This is a genomic window from Bacteroides fragilis (assembly GCF_019583405.1).
Lineage (GTDB): Bacteria > Bacteroidota > Bacteroidia > Bacteroidales > Bacteroidaceae > Bacteroides > Bacteroides fragilis_B.
In genome coordinates this window covers 630,221-645,208 of record NZ_SZUU01000001.1, presented here as the reverse complement: position 1 = coordinate 645,208, position 14,988 = coordinate 630,221, and the positions used below count along the sequence as shown (strand labels likewise).

General features: G+C 41.4%; 14 protein-coding genes. 2 read left to right on the top strand and 12 right to left on the bottom strand.

All coding sequences use genetic code 11. From position 1 onward, the window contains the following. Window positions 1–42: 42 nt before the first annotated feature. The 3 genes from FDF36_RS02775 to FDF36_RS02765 all read right to left on the bottom strand — a co-directional run bounded on the left by FDF36_RS02775 (window position 43) and on the right by FDF36_RS02765 (window position 3,516). Complete coding sequence (locus tag FDF36_RS02775; protein WP_220390250.1) at window positions 43–498, bottom strand: helix-turn-helix domain-containing protein; 456 nt, start codon at window positions 496–498, stop codon at window positions 43–45. 1,203 nt (window positions 499–1,701) lie between these two features. Continuing rightward, complete coding sequence (gene holA, locus FDF36_RS02770) at window positions 1,702–2,721, bottom strand: DNA polymerase III subunit delta (protein ID WP_220390249.1); 1,020 nt, start codon at window positions 2,719–2,721, stop codon at window positions 1,702–1,704. Window positions 2,722–2,739: 18 nt separating this feature from the next. Beyond that, window positions 2,740–3,516, bottom strand: a complete 777-nt coding sequence (locus tag FDF36_RS02765) for an AMP nucleosidase (RefSeq protein WP_220390248.1) — start codon at window positions 3,514–3,516, stop codon at window positions 2,740–2,742. A gap of 64 nt (window positions 3,517–3,580) precedes the next feature. Here FDF36_RS02765 and FDF36_RS02760 point away from each other — a divergent pair, with 64 nt between their 5' ends. Then, window positions 3,581–4,030 carry a type I restriction enzyme HsdR N-terminal domain-containing protein gene (locus tag FDF36_RS02760; protein WP_005815818.1) on the top strand — a complete coding sequence of 150 codons (450 nt, stop codon included), beginning with the start codon at window positions 3,581–3,583 and terminating at the stop codon, window positions 4,028–4,030. 344 nt (window positions 4,031–4,374) lie between these two features. Here FDF36_RS02760 and FDF36_RS02755 read toward each other — a convergent pair whose 3' ends face one another. The 5 genes from FDF36_RS02755 to FDF36_RS02735 all read right to left on the bottom strand — a co-directional run bounded on the left by FDF36_RS02755 (window position 4,375) and on the right by FDF36_RS02735 (window position 12,227). Then, window positions 4,375–7,497, bottom strand: coding sequence for an efflux RND transporter permease subunit (locus tag FDF36_RS02755; RefSeq protein ID WP_220390247.1), 3,123 nt, complete (start codon window positions 7,495–7,497; stop codon window positions 4,375–4,377). A 4-nt stretch (window positions 7,498–7,501) separates the two neighbouring features. Next, a complete protein-coding gene (locus FDF36_RS02750; protein ID WP_220390246.1) occupies window positions 7,502–8,641 on the bottom strand; it encodes an efflux RND transporter periplasmic adaptor subunit in 1,140 nt (379 codons plus the stop codon). An 18-nt stretch (window positions 8,642–8,659) separates the two neighbouring features. Next, window positions 8,660–10,066: an efflux transporter outer membrane subunit gene (locus FDF36_RS02745; RefSeq protein WP_220390245.1), complete on the bottom strand. Its 1,407-nt coding sequence runs from the start codon at window positions 10,064–10,066 to the stop codon at window positions 8,660–8,662. A 236-nt stretch (window positions 10,067–10,302) separates the two neighbouring features. Further along, on the bottom strand, window positions 10,303–11,127 hold the full coding sequence (locus FDF36_RS02740; protein ID WP_005787827.1) for a zinc ribbon domain-containing protein: 825 nt from the start codon (window positions 11,125–11,127) through the stop codon (window positions 10,303–10,305). 5 nt (window positions 11,128–11,132) lie between these two features. Continuing rightward, entirely contained in the window at window positions 11,133–12,227 is a 1,095-nt protein-coding gene (locus FDF36_RS02735) for a Nif3-like dinuclear metal center hexameric protein (RefSeq protein ID WP_220390244.1), read from the bottom strand. A 106-nt stretch (window positions 12,228–12,333) separates the two neighbouring features. Between FDF36_RS02735 and FDF36_RS02730 the strand changes: the two genes are divergently transcribed. Next, entirely contained in the window at window positions 12,334–12,747 is a 414-nt protein-coding gene (locus FDF36_RS02730) for a DUF4891 domain-containing protein (protein WP_220390243.1), read from the top strand. Here FDF36_RS02730 and FDF36_RS02725 read toward each other — a convergent pair. From FDF36_RS02725 to FDF36_RS02710, 4 genes are all read right to left on the bottom strand, one after another. Then, window positions 12,740–13,123 (bottom strand): VOC family protein, encoded by a 384-nt coding sequence (locus FDF36_RS02725; protein ID WP_220390242.1) that lies wholly within the window; start codon window positions 13,121–13,123, stop codon window positions 12,740–12,742. The two genes, FDF36_RS02730 and FDF36_RS02725, sit on opposite strands and share 8 nt — an antisense overlap. A gap of 90 nt (window positions 13,124–13,213) precedes the next feature. Then, entirely contained in the window at window positions 13,214–13,486 is a 273-nt protein-coding gene (locus tag FDF36_RS02720; protein WP_005815829.1) for a hypothetical protein, read from the bottom strand. Between the two features lie 7 nt (window positions 13,487–13,493). Beyond that, window positions 13,494–14,288, bottom strand: a complete 795-nt coding sequence (locus tag FDF36_RS02715; protein ID WP_005787816.1) for an ABC transporter permease — start codon at window positions 14,286–14,288, stop codon at window positions 13,494–13,496. A gap of 3 nt (window positions 14,289–14,291) precedes the next feature. Beyond that, window positions 14,292–14,912 (bottom strand): ABC transporter ATP-binding protein, encoded by a 621-nt coding sequence (locus FDF36_RS02710; RefSeq protein WP_220390241.1) that lies wholly within the window; start codon window positions 14,910–14,912, stop codon window positions 14,292–14,294. Window positions 14,913–14,988: the final 76 nt, after the last annotated feature.

Here is a 14,988-nt window from a genome sequence, read left to right as displayed (position 1 = left end):
TGCAAAGATACGGGAAATTGTGCAAACAGTGATTTATCTGTCTTATTTTTCTCCTCTGAATGTCTCATACGTATTATCATCGAAGAAAATTCTTATTTCAGTTATTTTTCTGGAAGGCTTTTCTATGTATCTAATTTCTTGTTTTACAATCTCTTTCTGGGTGTTTTGAGAGCTTTCTAACGGCATTTCCCTGCGATTTTCCGGAGTAACTGTCCCGTTGGGCGGAATTATGGCATTCTCAGCAAATAAGGAAGGTTGAAAATCAGAAGCTGATTGGATGCTTTCTTCGGATATATTGCCTTGCCCATACAACAGCCATTCCAATTTTACATAGTTATATTTCTGATGTACTTTCATAATAACATCCAAACTGGGGTTATTCCGCCCATTCAAAATATGAGAGAGAGTGGATTGCTGAATACCTATGCTTTCGGCGAAAGCACCGGAAGCCATATTCTCTTTTTCCATGATAATTTTAATCCTATCTTTTATTTCCATATCCTTTGAAGATTTACAAATGTATGACTTGTTAGCTGTTTCACAAAAGTAAAGCGTTTATTTAGCCTTGCACAAAAGTAAAAAATAAAAATCACAAAAGCAAATTACAAATACAATATTAATATTTTAGATTTGTAAAGAGAGTGTGATATATTGCTCTTAATATTTTGGGTATCGATGTGTATGATTGTAATATTCGTTAAACCTTTAGTTTATATTAGTTCTGTATATATCTGAAAAACAATGTCTTTTGTGTGTTTTCGTATGCCTTAATGCTCTTTATATCACAAATGTTTCTGTATCTTGGGCTATTACCTGAATATTAGATTGATATATTATTTTTTTCTTATTGAGTATTTAATCATTAGCTGGTATTAAAGTAAGTGTTAACCACTCTCCTATTACATCCACAATTGTAAATGTATATATGTAATGAAGCTGTGATCACAAATGTAATTCATGATTTTATTGTCTAAAAAGAAAGATATTACTTCTGTGAATGTATATTGTGCTACATACATACTTCACAACTGTCATATCCTATCGTTAAATATGCAACAAATAGTAGATATTTATCTATTTTTTCTTGTCACTGGAGAACTCTTCAAGTAAAATTTGTCACTCTTAGTTTTACATACAGGCTATAATGCCAAAATATTGCATTATTTCCATATAAATGCCCGTTTAAATGAAATTATTCAATTCTGAGAGGCTTTAATTCATTATAAATAATTGATATGCAGCATTGTATGTACGTTTTTTTAGGCTGATTTTTTTCTATTCCAGAAAATATAGATACTTTACGTATGAAAATGACATTATGATATAGGTTATGATATTCTGTTAGCATCATGATAAGGCTATGAATATTCATTGGTATCTTAAATAAGGGTTAGCTTCATTGTGTTTCTATTATATAGTATGTGTTGTATTCTTTTTATCCTTTTCTGCCTTTGGGATAAGGAATGTATCATACTGCTTTTACTGAAAAATCTATTTTATGGGAAAATAGACTCTTATTTTGATTAGGTTCGGTATTAAGGAGGCGGAATGACAGAAGGCCAAATGAGGATGTAAAAAAATAGGTTAGTTACCACCAGAGAAGAAGGTATTTGATTACGGAGGATATATTTACTCCCCATACCACACTTCGATATTGGTAAAAGTATGATATAGGGAGCAGATAGTGAAATAAATTGGTTTTTAATGAAGAATCTTGAATACTAATTCACGAAGAATATCTCCATCGCTTATCGAGGTATTGCCTACACCTTTCGATTTTGCGTCTGCATATCGTATTTCTCCTACAATTTGCATTGTCTTCACTCCAGTATATTTCCGCATTGCCGTCAGGTAATCGCGGGCCTGCCACGGAGTTTTAAGCCCTAACATAGTAGCTACTCCCTGTTCTGATTTATCCGGTGCATAGTAGGCTAACATTAGGTTTGAGTAAAAGTTGAATAGTAAAGAAAGCGTCATTTGTATCGGATTTGTTTTGGGATTTTCCTCAAAGTATTTTATTATTTTATTGGCCTTGAGTACATCCTTTTCGACCAGTGCGCTACGCAATTCAAAATTATTATAGTCTTTACTAATCCCTATGTTTTTCTCTATTTGTTCAGGAGTTACGCGTTTCTGACCGCTGGGTAATGTGATGATCAGTTTTTCCAGTTCACCCGTCAAACGGCTAAGATCCGTACCCACAAAATCAGCTAACATCGCGGTAGCTTTAGGCTCCATGTCTATCCCCTTACGTTTCATATATGAACTGATAAATGCAGGCAACTGTGCTTCTTTTATCTTTTTGGATTCGAAAAGAATGCCTGTTTTTTCAATTTCTGCAGCTAATTTCTTCCTGCGGTCCAGAGCGCCATGTTTATGACAAACCACTAATATTGTTGAGTTTAACGGTTTTTGCAGGTAATAAGACAGTTCTTCTATATTGCGGATGGCTTGTGCCTCTTTTACTACCACTACCTGATGTTCTGACATCATCGGGTAACGCTTAGCGGCATTAATCACAGTCGCCACATCCACATCTGCACCATATACTATAGTCAGATTAAACTCTTTCTCAGTATCCGTCAGTACGTTGTCGGTAATGTAATCGGCTATTAAGTCGATATAATACGATTCTTCTCCCATCAAATAGTAGATGGGACGATATTGCTTGGCCCTCAGTTCTTTGAGGATGTCATCGCAAGTCAGTTCTTGTTTGGCCATATAAATATAAGTGTGGCGTTACCAGTCGAATTTCAGGTGTTTTACAGTCTTTTTTTCATCAATGATCATTCGTAGCGAGGCGATGCCTATCTCTACATGCTCCTCTACATAGTTTTTGGTAACGATGTTGTCGCTTTTATCAGTTTTCACTCCTTCTGGAATCATAGGTTGATCGGATACGAGTAGTAAAGCTCCGGTCGGGATATGATTGGCAAAACCGCAACTGAACAGAGTTGCCGTTTCCATATCAACTGCCATTGCACGAGTTCTTCTCAGATACTCTTTAAAGGTGTCATCATGCTCCCAAATACGGCGGTTGGTTGTATAGACTGTTCCTGTCCAATAATCGCGAGCATAGTCGCGGATAGCCGATGATACGGCACGCTGCAGCATAAATGCCGGCAGGGACGGAACCTCCGGCGGGAAATAGTCGTTTGAGGTACCTTCACCGCGGATAGCGGCAATTGGCAGAATCAGGTCACCTATTTTGTTTTTTTTATCGATTCCGCCACATTTCCCCAGAAACAGGCAGGCCTTTGGAGAGATGGCACTCAGCAGATCCATGATAATGGCGGCATTGGGACTTCCCATACCAAAGTTGATGATTGTGATTCCTTCTGCACTGGCAGAGATCATATTAGCGTCTCTACCCAATATGGGAACATTAAATTTCTCTGCAAATATTTCTACATACTTGTTGAAGTTAGTCAACAGGATATACTCTCCAAAGTCTTCCAGGTTACGTTTGGTGTAACGGGGTAGCCAATTAGCTACGATTTCTTGCTTTGTTTTCATAAGATTCCATTAAATTTGCGCTTCCAATAGCAGGAAGCCATTATTTAACTTACAAAAATAGTAAATGTTATCGTTAAACCTACCAGTATTTGACACTAAAATCGCCACTCGAAATGGAAAAAATGTTATTTTCGATGTGATTCGCCGTCGTTATGTCGCATTGACCCCTGAAGAATGGGTTCGTCAGCACTTTGTACACTTTCTTATTGTTCATAAGGGGTATCCGTTGTCTTTGATGGCAAATGAAGTGCTGCTGAACCTGAACGGGACTAAAAAACGATGTGACACAGTGCTATACAAACGCGATCTTAGTGCCAGGATGATTGTTGAATATAAAGCTCCCCATATTGAGATTACGCAGGCTGTTTTTGATCAGATCACCCGCTATAATATGGTTTTGAAAGTTGATTATCTGGTTGTCAGCAATGGGATGCAACACTATTGTTGCCGGATGGATTATGATACTCAAAGTTATTCGTTTCTGTCGGATATTCCGGATTATGACGCTTTATAAAATTAACAATGTTAATGACTCTTTCCGGCATCTATTATCCTCTTTCCAGGAAGTTAATATCGTAAGTGCAAGAAGTTAATTGTTTATCATTACGAAGTTAACTTTAATAGTGTGTTAAAGTTAACTTCGTAATGATGGATTGTTCGTATAATAAACGGCTTGTAATCAATATTTTTGTTTCAAAAGCTAATTTTCATTGTATCGGTATGGCGTTAAGATGAAAATGCTTGGTTGACTTTTTGACAACTATAAAAAAGCCTATTGACACCGGAAACTCTGTTCGGTGACAATAGGCTGTGAAATGAAAAAGACGTTTTTTACAATAGAGAACTTGAAATAGAAGACTATTTCTTTTTCTTGCGATCCAATATGTTTTCCTGGAACTTTTGCATCAACTCGTAGAAATTCGGGATATATACCGTTGCCAGTAACGTGTTCAGGGCCATACCGAAAACAACAGCTGCACCGAGTGCGATACGGCTTTGCGCCCCGGCACCTGTGGCGAACAGAAGAGGCATCACTCCCAATACGAATGCAAAAGAGGTCATCAGGATCGGACGCAGCCGGACATGCCCGGCTTCATAAGCGGCATCGCGAATAGAGTTACCTTCGGCACGGAAGTCGCGTGCAAATTCAACAATCAGGATTCCGTTTTTCGCAGAAAGGGCAATCAGTAAAATGATACCGATCTGAGTATAAATGCTCACAGGTGTTCCCATGACAGAACAACCTATCATTGCTCCCAATAAAGCCATTGGCAATCCCATAATTGCTGATAAGGGGCTTGTCCAGCTTTCGTATTGGGCTGCCAGTACCAGGAATGCCACCAATAATGCCATGATGAATACGATGGTGGTTGTGTTGCCTGCTTGTGTCTCCTGATAGGCTACCGAAGTCCATTCGTAACCAAACTCGTTACCCAGTTGCTCCTTAATCAGGTCTTCCATTTGCTGTATTCCCTCACCCGAACTGCTTCCCGAAGCCACGTTGCAGGTGATAGATGCTGTCGAGTACATGTTGTAACGGCTGATCTGGTCCATCCCCAAGCGCTCTTCGACTTTGGTAAAGGATGAAAATGGGACCATATCTCCTTTAGCGTTGGGGACGCTGAGTTTCAGCACGTCGTCAATTACTTTTTGAGCTTGTTCTCCAGCCTCTATCTTTACCTGATAGATACGTCCGAATTGAACAAAGTCATTGACATAGGCTGCTCCCATATAATAACTCAGTGTAGAGAATACGTTATCCAACTGAATGCCCATAAACTGTACTTTATCGCGGTCGATATTCAGGAAATACTGTGGTACATTGGCCTGGTACATACTGGATATGGATGCGAGAGCAGGTTGAGTGTGATAAGTAGCCATCAGGGTTTCGACAGCCCGTTGCATTTCGGTCGGCCCCAGGTTGTTGCGATCTTCCAATTGCAGCTGTAACCCTCCTGAAGCTCCTAATCCGGGAATGGCCGGAGGTACCATTGCGAATATCTGTGCTTCCTGAATGCCATAAGCCATCTCGTTGAAACGTTCGACCACAGCCGCAGCAGTATGCTCTTTTCCTTTCCGTTGGTCCCAGTTTTTCAAGACAACGAAATAAGTACCTGTATTGGACTGTTCGCCACCTCCCATAATAGAAAATCCGCTGATACCGATATAGTCTTTTACCTCAGGATAACTGTCCAGAATCTGATTGACTTTCCGACCCACAGCCTGTGTGCGTTCCAGACTTGAAGCCGGTGGCAACTGGATGACAGCTATGAAGTAGCCGTCATCTTCATCAGGGACGAAGGTTGAAGGCCATTTCATGAACAGGATAACAGCCACTGCCGTAATAATACCATAAGAGATCAACGCAAGACCGGGACGGACGAGTAATCCCTTCACGATACGGTCATATAGATTCTGTGTCTTATCATATACTTTATTGAATCCCTTGTATATGAAGAAATTGGATGGCTTGTTATGCTCCAGAAACAGTGCGCATAATGCCGGGGTCAGTGTCAACGAATTAATACCGCTTAATACGGTAGATGCAGCAATGGTCAGGGCAAATTGCTTATAAAGTTGTCCGGAGATGCCGCTGATTAATGTGGTAGGGATAAAAACTGCCAGTAATACCAGTACCACTCCGACAATTGGTCCTGTGATTTCTCCCATTGCTTTGGTGACGGCTTCTTTGGGAGAATACTGTCCTGTCTCCAGCAAACGTGAAGCATTTTCTACTACCACAATTGCATCATCCACCACTATTGCTACGGCAAGTATCAATCCGAATAGAGTTAAAGTATTGATTGAAAATCCAAGTGCCGCCATGACTGCCAGTGTACCGATCAGTGATACCGGAATGGTGATACATGGAATGATGACAGCTCGCCAGTTCTGTAGAAACAAGAAGATAACGAGTATCACCAATAAGGTTGTTTCCAGGAAAGTAACGAGCACTTCATCAATGGATGCATTGATGACATCGGTCGTATCCAAGGTCACGTTATAGCTGACTCCGGCCGGGAAGTTTTGTGCAAGCTCCTGCATTTTTGCCTTGACTCCTTTAGAGACATCGAGCGAGTTCGAACCCGGTTGCTGATAGATAGCGATGGCAGCAGTAGGGTGTCCCTTTAGTTTGGACACTACGTTGTACGAAGAACTGCCGAGGTCGATACGTGCCACATCTTTTAGCCGGAGCATTTTTCCTCCTTCTTCAGTTCGGATAATAATGTTGCCGAACTCTTCGGGAGACGTCAGGCGACCCTGTACATTCAAGGTATACTGATAGGCATTATTGTTGTTTTTGCCAATAGGCTGTCCGATATAACCGGCACTGACCTCTATGTTTTGTGACTGGATGGCCTGATAGATTTGTTCCGGCGAGAGGTTACGGATGCGCATTGCTTCCGGATCGAGCCAGACGCGCATACTGTAATTGCCTGCTCCCATTACATTGACAGCCCCTACGCCGGGTACACGTGTCAATTGGTCTACCAGATTCAACTGAGCGTAATTTGTAAGGTAAAGCCCGTCGTATACAGAGTCTTGTGCCTGCATTGTGAGAAACATCACAATATTGGACGATTGCTTCTGTACCGTTACTCCCTGAACGATGACAGGTTCCGGTAACGAAGATTGTGCTACGCTTACCCGGTTTTGAACTTGTACAGTGGCCATATCTATGTCTGTACCGACAGCAAAAGTAATGGTCAACGAATAAGCACCCGAGCTGGACGCTGTAGAGCTCATATACAGCATACCGTCTACGCCATTTACTTGCTGTTCTATGGGAATGCCGACAGTCTGGGCTACGGTCTCAGCATTTGCCCCCGGATAGAAGGCAGATACCTGTACTGTAGGCGGAGTTATCTCCGGAAACTGTGCGACAGGCAATATATTTAATGTTACCAATCCGGCCACCACGATGATCAATGCCAGTACCGTGGCGAATATAGGTCGATTGATAAAGAACTTTGAAAACATGCAGTTAACGATTAGAGGTTGATGACTCGTGATTGACTGATACGGGCTTGACTTTCATGCCATCACGTACTTTCATCAGCGCTGTGGTGACATATTGTTCTTTGGGTGAAAGTCCGCTCTTTATCTGGCGCAATGTGTCATTGACCAGTTGTCCCGGTTCGATATGCCTGTAGCGTACTATATTCGAATCGTTTACGATGTATAGGTATTTCCCTAACTGATCTGTACCGATGGAAGCTTCCGGAACAAGCACTGCTTGTTTTGCCTCGGCATAAGGCAACGTGATACTGACGTATAGTCCGCTTTTCAGAATACCTTTCGGATTATCCAGATTGGCGCGCACGTTGAGTGTTCCTGTACTCAAGTCGACGTTGGGCGATAAATAATCCAATGTGGCCGGATAGTTTTGTGTGCCGTTCTCACCCAGGCGCACGATGACATTTTTGGGGAGTTCCTTTTCTTTACCATTTTGAGAGAGTAGCATTGAAAGCCATTGGTTGTCGGCAACATTAAAATAGGTGTACATGCGGTCGTCTTTATAGATCGTAGCCAAAGTGACAGGTTGTGCAGCTCCGCTGATATAACTGCCCACATCGTAAAGCGAGCGACTGACAGTTCCGTTGAAAGGGGCACGGATATAACAATAGCCCAGATTGGTGTGTGCAGTATTCAGAGTGGCTTCGGCATTGCTGACTGCTGCAGTGGCTTCGGCTACATTCGATTCAGCTTGTAATACTTGTATACGGCTGACCGCATCACTTTTTAGAGCCTCTTTCATGCGGCTATAGTTGTTACGGGCATACTCCAACTGTGCAAGTGCGGTTTTCAGTTGCGCTTCGGCTTGAGTTACATTATCTTTGTAGATCGTTGGTTCGATTACGAATAAGAGTTGCCCCTGCTTCACACGAGTTCCCGGTGTGAAAGAGGCCGACTGCAAGGCACCGTTGACTCTGGCTACCAGATTTACTGTTTGTTCGGTAGTCAGATATCCCGGATAATCTTTTGTTAGGGTAATGTTTTGTACGAGTGGATATGCCACACTGATTTCCGGAGTAGGCATCCCTCCTCTTTCGGCTTCTTTTTTCCCTTTACATCCGCTCATTATTAAAGGAAGGATGAGAAAAATATACATTAGTTTTTTCATTATGACAAGTCTTTATAGTTAATTATTCAGGTTTCCGGACCATCCGCCTCCCAATGCCTGGTACATAGCTATCAGTTGGAGCAGAGAATATCCTCTGGCTTGAACCAGCTGGTTTTCATAACTGAGCAGTGAGCGTTGGGCATCCAGTACGTTCTGGAATGGGGTCAATCCTTGTTTATAAAGTTCCAGCGAGAGAGTCAGGGTCTCTTGTCCCTGATTGCGCACTTCGCGCAAAGCTACTATTTGCTTGATGGAATTCCGGTAAGCGTTCATAGCGTTGTCTGTCTCTTGTACGGCGGTCAATACTGTCTGATTGAACTGGTTGATAGCCTCGTCCAATTGTGCTTTGGCCAATTTGGTAGCATTCACTAGTTGAGTTCCTTTAAAAAGCGTCCAACTCAGTGCCGGAGCAATTTCATAGGTCATACTTTTATGATGGGTCAGGTCTTTCAGGTCCTTTGCTGCATAACCAACCGATCCTTTTAGAAAGACCTGAGGTAACCAGTCCGATTTAGACGCTCCCACTAAAGCGGCTTGTGCATTGACGCTTCGTTCGGCACTGCGTATGTCCGGGCGGCGAAGTAACAAATCGGCCGGAAGCCCCACTCCGATAGGTTCCATATAATCCGGTAATGTTCCGGGAGCGGTTAAAGCTGGCCGTATTTCCTGGGGATAAGTACCCAATAGTATGGCAAGGGCCGTAATGTATTGATTAATGCCTGATTCGATTTGAGGAATCGATGCTTTGGTACTGAATAACACCGACTTAGCCTGTGCCACATCCAGTTTGGATACGAGCCCGGTGTTGTATCTCACTTCTGTAATTTTTAACACCGCCTCTTGTGATGCACAGTTCTTTTGCACTACGGCCAATTCTTGTTGCAACTCCCGCAGGTTGATGTACGCTGAGGCTACCTGGGCACAAAGTGATATCATTGTGCCGGTATATTCTTCTTTACTGGCCGCAAAGTTTTCTTTCTGGGCTTTTACGCGATTGCGTATGCTTCCAAAGAGGTCTAACTCCCAACTCATATTGAGCGAGGCATCATAATAATGTTGAGTCGATTGTGGCAAGTCACTGGTGTTGCCACTGCTTTGCTGGCGGGTCCATCCGGCATTCAACCCGATTGTTGGGAAAAAATTTCCACGTTCCATTCTTAAGTTGGCTTTTGCCATATTGATACGATCAATCGCAGTCAGTACCGAATAATTCTGCTTGACTGCAACGGAGATGAGTGAGTCGAGAACGGGGTCCTGAAATGCTTTCCACCATTGGTCGTCCACTGGCAATACTTGCTGAAATATTTGTGTATCTTCTTCCCATCCTTGTGGTAATGGTCTGTCCAGATAGCGGCTCGTGGCCTGTGGAAAGGCAACGGATGAAAGAAACAGCAAGAACGTGATACTTCCTATTCGTAGTTTCATAAGCTTAGGTTATTTAGAAATGAAAACATAACAACGAAAAGAAGTATTTGTTTATCCGCTCTGCAAGAGAATGGTTACGCTCAAAAGGGAATCTGTTTTCTTTAAAAAGTAAATGGGTATTTCATAAACAAAAACCCATAACTTTACTAAAATTCAATAGGAATTATAGTAAAATTATGGGTTTAAATAGTATTATAATATGTCTCACTAGTCCTCCGGAATCGGACTATCGAGTTTTATTCAGCTTTTCTTCTGATAGCTCTTTTGGTGGTAACCGGTGCCTCTTCTACTTTGTGTTCTATTTCTACACCTGCCAGTTCCGGGTCAATCATGATACGTCCACAGTATTCGCAAACGATAATTTTTTTACGTGAACGGATATCCAGTTGTCTCTGAGGCGGAATTTTATTAAAACAACCACCACATGCATCACGCTGTACGTATACAATACCTAAACCGTTGCGTGAATTTTTACGGATGCGTTTGAAAGATTGAAGCAGGCGGGGCTCTATCTTTGTTTCAAGATCTTTTGCTTTGTCTCTCAACTTTTCTTCTTCCTGTTTGGTCTCCTCAATGATTTCATCCAGTTCATTCTTCTTCTGGTCGAGGTCTTTCTGGCGTTCTTCCAGCGCTTTGGTATTTTTCTCTATTTCTTCAGATTTCTCCTGCTCTTCTGCAGTAAATTCTTTAATTCTCTTTTCGCAAAGTTCCATTTCCAAAGACTGGAATTCGATCTCTTTTGTCAAAAAGTCATATTCGCGGTTATTACGAACATTGTCCTGCTGTGATTTATATTTCTCAACCGAAGCTTTGGCTGCTTCAATTTCCACTCTCTTACCGGCGATAGCTGATTTGAGTTCGTCTACTTCCGACTTAATTTTGTCGATACGTGTACTCAGACCGGCAATTTCGTCTTCAAGGTCTTGTACTTCCAATGGAAGTTCACCTCTCAACGTTTTAATCTCGTCAATCTTAGATAATGTTGTTTGCAGCTGGTACAAAGCTTTCAACTTCTGTTCCACTGTCAACTCTTTCGGTTCATTTTTAGCTTCTCTTGCCATTTTACTTATAAATATTTAATGGGATTCGTGTTTACCTTACTAAATTGGAGTGCAAAATTAGGAAATAAATCCCGTATTATAGAATAAAAAATTTCTTTTGTATATTGTTCGCTTTCGTAATGTCCTATTTCAGCAAGCAAAATGTCAGCTTCACGACCGAAATAGTCGTGATATTTAATTTCACCCGTGATAAAGACATCAGCTCCGTTACGAACTGCCTGCGGAATAAGGAAAGCTCCTGCCCCTCCGCAAAGGGATACTTTCTGAATCAGGCGGCCTGTAAGTTTGTTGTGCTTCAAACATCCGACTTCGAATATTTTCTTTATTCGCTTCAGGAATTCGAGTTCGGATTCCGGTTCTTCCAATTCACCGACAATTCCTGATCCGACTTGGGCCCAGCTATTGTGGAGAGGATATAAGTCATAAGCCGGTTCTTCATATGGATGTTTGGAAAGCAATGCACGGATAACTTCTCCTTTCTTATATTCAGGCAGGATGGTTTCAATCCGCACTTCTGTCTCGTGATGAAGTTCTCCCACTGTTCCGCAGAAAGGATGGCTCCCTTCCTGTGCACGGAAAGTTCCCTCTCCTTCTGTATTATAACTACACGAATCATAATTGCCTATACATCCACATCCTGCTGTGAACAAAGCATTACGGACTTCTTCGGCCTGGGCAGACGGAACAAATGTGACTAATTTTATCAGACTGCTCTCTTTAGGGTCGAGTATACGTACATTTTTTAATCCTATCTTTTCGGCTATTTTGAAGTTGACTCCGCCCGGAGCATTATCCAGATTGGTATGGGCCGAATAAATAACGATGTCGTTTTTGATTGCTTTCAGAATGCATCGCTCAACATAATCTTTACCGGTGATTGATTTATAACCTTTAAAAATAAGAGGATGATGGGATATAATGAGATTACATCCGGACGCGATAGCTTCATCCAACACAGCTTCGGTAACGTCAAGACACAACAAAGCCCCTGTTGTTTCCGCATCTGTCAATCCGATTTGCAGGCCGGCATTATCAAATCCGTCTTGCAATGGCAGAGGCGCGAACCGTTCAAGGGCGCTTACTATTTCTTTAATTTTCATTTTTAGCAGAAAATTTGCCTGCAAATATAAGAAAAAGATAGCACCTTGCCTTGCTTTTATTGATTTTTTAATATATTTACCTCCCAATTTATAAAGACTCAAACCAATGAAGGCATTTTTACCGTTATTTCTCTCTTTTTTCTTTATTATTTCATGCCAGCAACACAAAGAAACTACTATATCTCCTATCGATGAAGAAGATGAATTGCAAGAAGAGGCCGATAGCCTTCCCCGTGCGACAGCCATTTTTTGGCTTGATAAATATCATATGAAAGAGCTGAAAAAGGACGATGCGCTTACTTTCCGTACGGCTAAGGCTAAAGTTATCATTCGGAATGATGGGACGATCGAACTTCTGTCGTTTGTGGAAAAACAGACCGGAAATGCACAACGGTACATCCGTTATCGACTGAAAGACTTCAAGGTTAAGAAAATCTTGATGGATAACGGCTATATCAATCCGGGTGAACAATACGTCCAACTCCGTTATATACCTGCACTTGCAAGGCGCGTCAAATAGTGATTTCTACTATGTTTCCTTCGGGATCAAGAATAGCGCTTTCAAAATAACCGTCTCCGGTGGTTCGTGGCTCACTCTCGATAACAAAACCATCCTTACGGAGTTGCTCTGTGAGTTCCAATACAGCTTCTTTGTTACCGACAGAAAAGGAAAAATGAGCTAACCCGAGGCAGTCTTTTAATGCAGGTGTTGTGATATCTTGTCTTTGCATAATTTCCAGAGAAGCAAATCCTTGATCAAAGCTGATGAAATAAGATTCAAATCCTTTTTTAGGATTAATATATTTTTCATTACTTGTTCCGTTGAAATAAGTGATATAGAAATTTCTAAGTTCCTCTAAACGGGTAGTCCAGATGGCAATGTGGCTGATGTGCATATTTCTGATAGTATCGATTAATTATTAATATTTGCACAAATATAGTAAATATTGATAGTTATGCTTTGATTTATATCAATAATCATGCAATTATCGTTTCTTTATCATTTTGTTCTTCATTGCATATTTCTCGTCGACTACCCGGTCGGTAGGATAGAATGTAAATGCCATGCGCCAACCTGATTCTTGATAAATAAATTTTCTTCCGCTGGCACCATGAGATATTTTATCGTACTTTTCTTTTAAAAAGCCGCTTATTCCTTGAGGAATAGCCTCTCCGATTTGCAGGAAGTCTACGGTAATAAAAAATCCCGGGATATGTATTTCACTTATTAATTGTAAAATGGAGTCGGTTGATGTCATAGTACGGCTACTTTTGAGATTCTTTGGTTACTTGCAAAATACGTCCGTATTCATCGAACGATTTACGGGATGCCAGCGAGATGGTGATCATTAATGATAACATAGAGGCTGTGAAAGTAATGACCATAATCATCATTTGATATTTTATGGCAACGTTCGGACTGCTGCCTCCCAAAATTTGCCCGATCATCGTGCCTGGAAGTGCTACTAATCCCATAACCGCGATATTGGCAATCAGTGGGCTGAAAGATTTGATAATCGCCTCCCGTATGAATGGTGCCTGTGCTTCCTGACGAGTGGCACCATTGCCCAACAAGTAACAGTACAATTGCTGTTCACGTTTCAATCCACTATAATAAGTGTTCAAGGCGATCACATTGCTTGATAACATATTTCCCATTAAGATTCCGAAAATGGGAATAAAATACTGGGCGCTGAATACATTATCCAGTTGTAATACAATGCCAATAAAGTACATGCCCACCAGCACAACGCTACAGAGAAAACCTACTGATATAGGGATCAGGAGTATTTCACGTTTAAGTCCTGTACGTACCAAAGCTGTTTGTCCGGCTACAAAAATCATGATGATAACCCACAGGAAGTTAATCCATGGGTTATTCCACAGGAAAAGGTATTTCAGGTACATACCTATCAGGAAGAGTTGCACAATCATGCGTGCTGTTCCTATCAGGGTGGCTTTCAGTAATCCGGTTTTGAATTTCCAAAGATAAAAAAGTGGGATTACCAATAACAGTAGCCCTATAAGCAGATTAAAGTAAGATATATCAATAGTTCCCATATACTACAGTGTGATTAGCTGGTTACATCCGTAAGCGAATGTCCGGTCATGAGAAACGGCGAGTATAGCCGTTCCCTTTTCTGCCTGATTACGGAAGAAAGCTAAAACTTTGTCTGTGGAACCGGCATCGAGTGCAGATGTCGGTTCATCTACAATAATCAAAGGTTTTTCCAGCATGGCTGCAACGGCTATCATAATGCGCTGACGCTGACCACCCGATATTTCGCCTACCCGTTTCTGATAGAGCTCTTTGTCCAGTCCTAATTCATCAAAACAAGTGAAAAGCTTTTCTTCGGAAAAAGAGATGTGTCGATTGGCTTTCAATGCAAAAGGAAGCGATATCATTTCTTTTACCCATTCGGAGGGCAGGGCTAACTCCTGTGGAATCCAAGCTATATGTCTGCGTATGGCATCGATATTAGTAGGTTCAAGCAAGATACCTCCTACTTTGATTTTGCCTTTTCTTAATGGGACAAATCCCATGATTGCATTGAGTAGAGAGGTTTTTCCACGTCCTGATTGACCTGCTATGCAAGCTGTCTCGCCTTTATTTAGTCGCATACAAAATTCCGAGAAGAGTATATCCTCGCCGAAAGCAATGCATGCATTGTCTATTTGTAACATCGTGTATCTTTAAATCTATCTTGCAAAGTTAGTCAAAATTCATAATATGTGCGGGATTTCTTTTATCTTTGTGTCA

Bases quoted from the DNA above. Each gene is read 5' to 3' on its own strand.
- FDF36_RS02775 (WP_220390250.1), bottom strand. From the start codon at position 498: ATGGAAATAAAAGATAGGATTAAAATTATCATGGAAAAAGAGAATATG.
- FDF36_RS02735 (WP_220390244.1), bottom strand. From the start codon at position 12,227: ATGAAAATTAAAGAAATAGTAAGCGCCCTTGAACGGTTCGCGCCTCTG.
- FDF36_RS02765 (WP_220390248.1), bottom strand. From the start codon at position 3,516: ATGAAAACAAAGCAAGAAATCGTAGCTAATTGGCTACCCCGTTACACC.
- FDF36_RS02745 (WP_220390245.1), bottom strand. From the start codon at position 10,066: ATGAAACTACGAATAGGAAGTATCACGTTCTTGCTGTTTCTTTCATCC.
- FDF36_RS02720 (WP_005815829.1), bottom strand. From the start codon at position 13,486: ATGACATCAACCGACTCCATTTTACAATTAATAAGTGAAATACATATC.
- FDF36_RS02730 (WP_220390243.1), top strand. From the start codon at position 12,334: ATGAAGGCATTTTTACCGTTATTTCTCTCTTTTTTCTTTATTATTTCA.
- FDF36_RS02715 (WP_005787816.1), bottom strand. From the start codon at position 14,288: ATGGGAACTATTGATATATCTTACTTTAATCTGCTTATAGGGCTACTG.
- FDF36_RS02755 (WP_220390247.1), bottom strand. From the start codon at position 7,497: ATGTTTTCAAAGTTCTTTATCAATCGACCTATATTCGCCACGGTACTG.
- FDF36_RS02760 (WP_005815818.1), top strand. From the start codon at position 3,581: ATGTTATCGTTAAACCTACCAGTATTTGACACTAAAATCGCCACTCGA.
- FDF36_RS02725 (WP_220390242.1), bottom strand. From the start codon at position 13,123: ATGCACATCAGCCACATTGCCATCTGGACTACCCGTTTAGAGGAACTT.
- FDF36_RS02740 (WP_005787827.1), bottom strand. From the start codon at position 11,127: ATGGCAAGAGAAGCTAAAAATGAACCGAAAGAGTTGACAGTGGAACAG.
- FDF36_RS02710 (WP_220390241.1), bottom strand. From the start codon at position 14,912: ATGTTACAAATAGACAATGCATGCATTGCTTTCGGCGAGGATATACTC.
- FDF36_RS02750 (WP_220390246.1), bottom strand. From the start codon at position 8,641: ATGAAAAAACTAATGTATATTTTTCTCATCCTTCCTTTAATAATGAGC.
- holA (WP_220390249.1), bottom strand. From the start codon at position 2,721: ATGGCCAAACAAGAACTGACTTGCGATGACATCCTCAAAGAACTGAGG.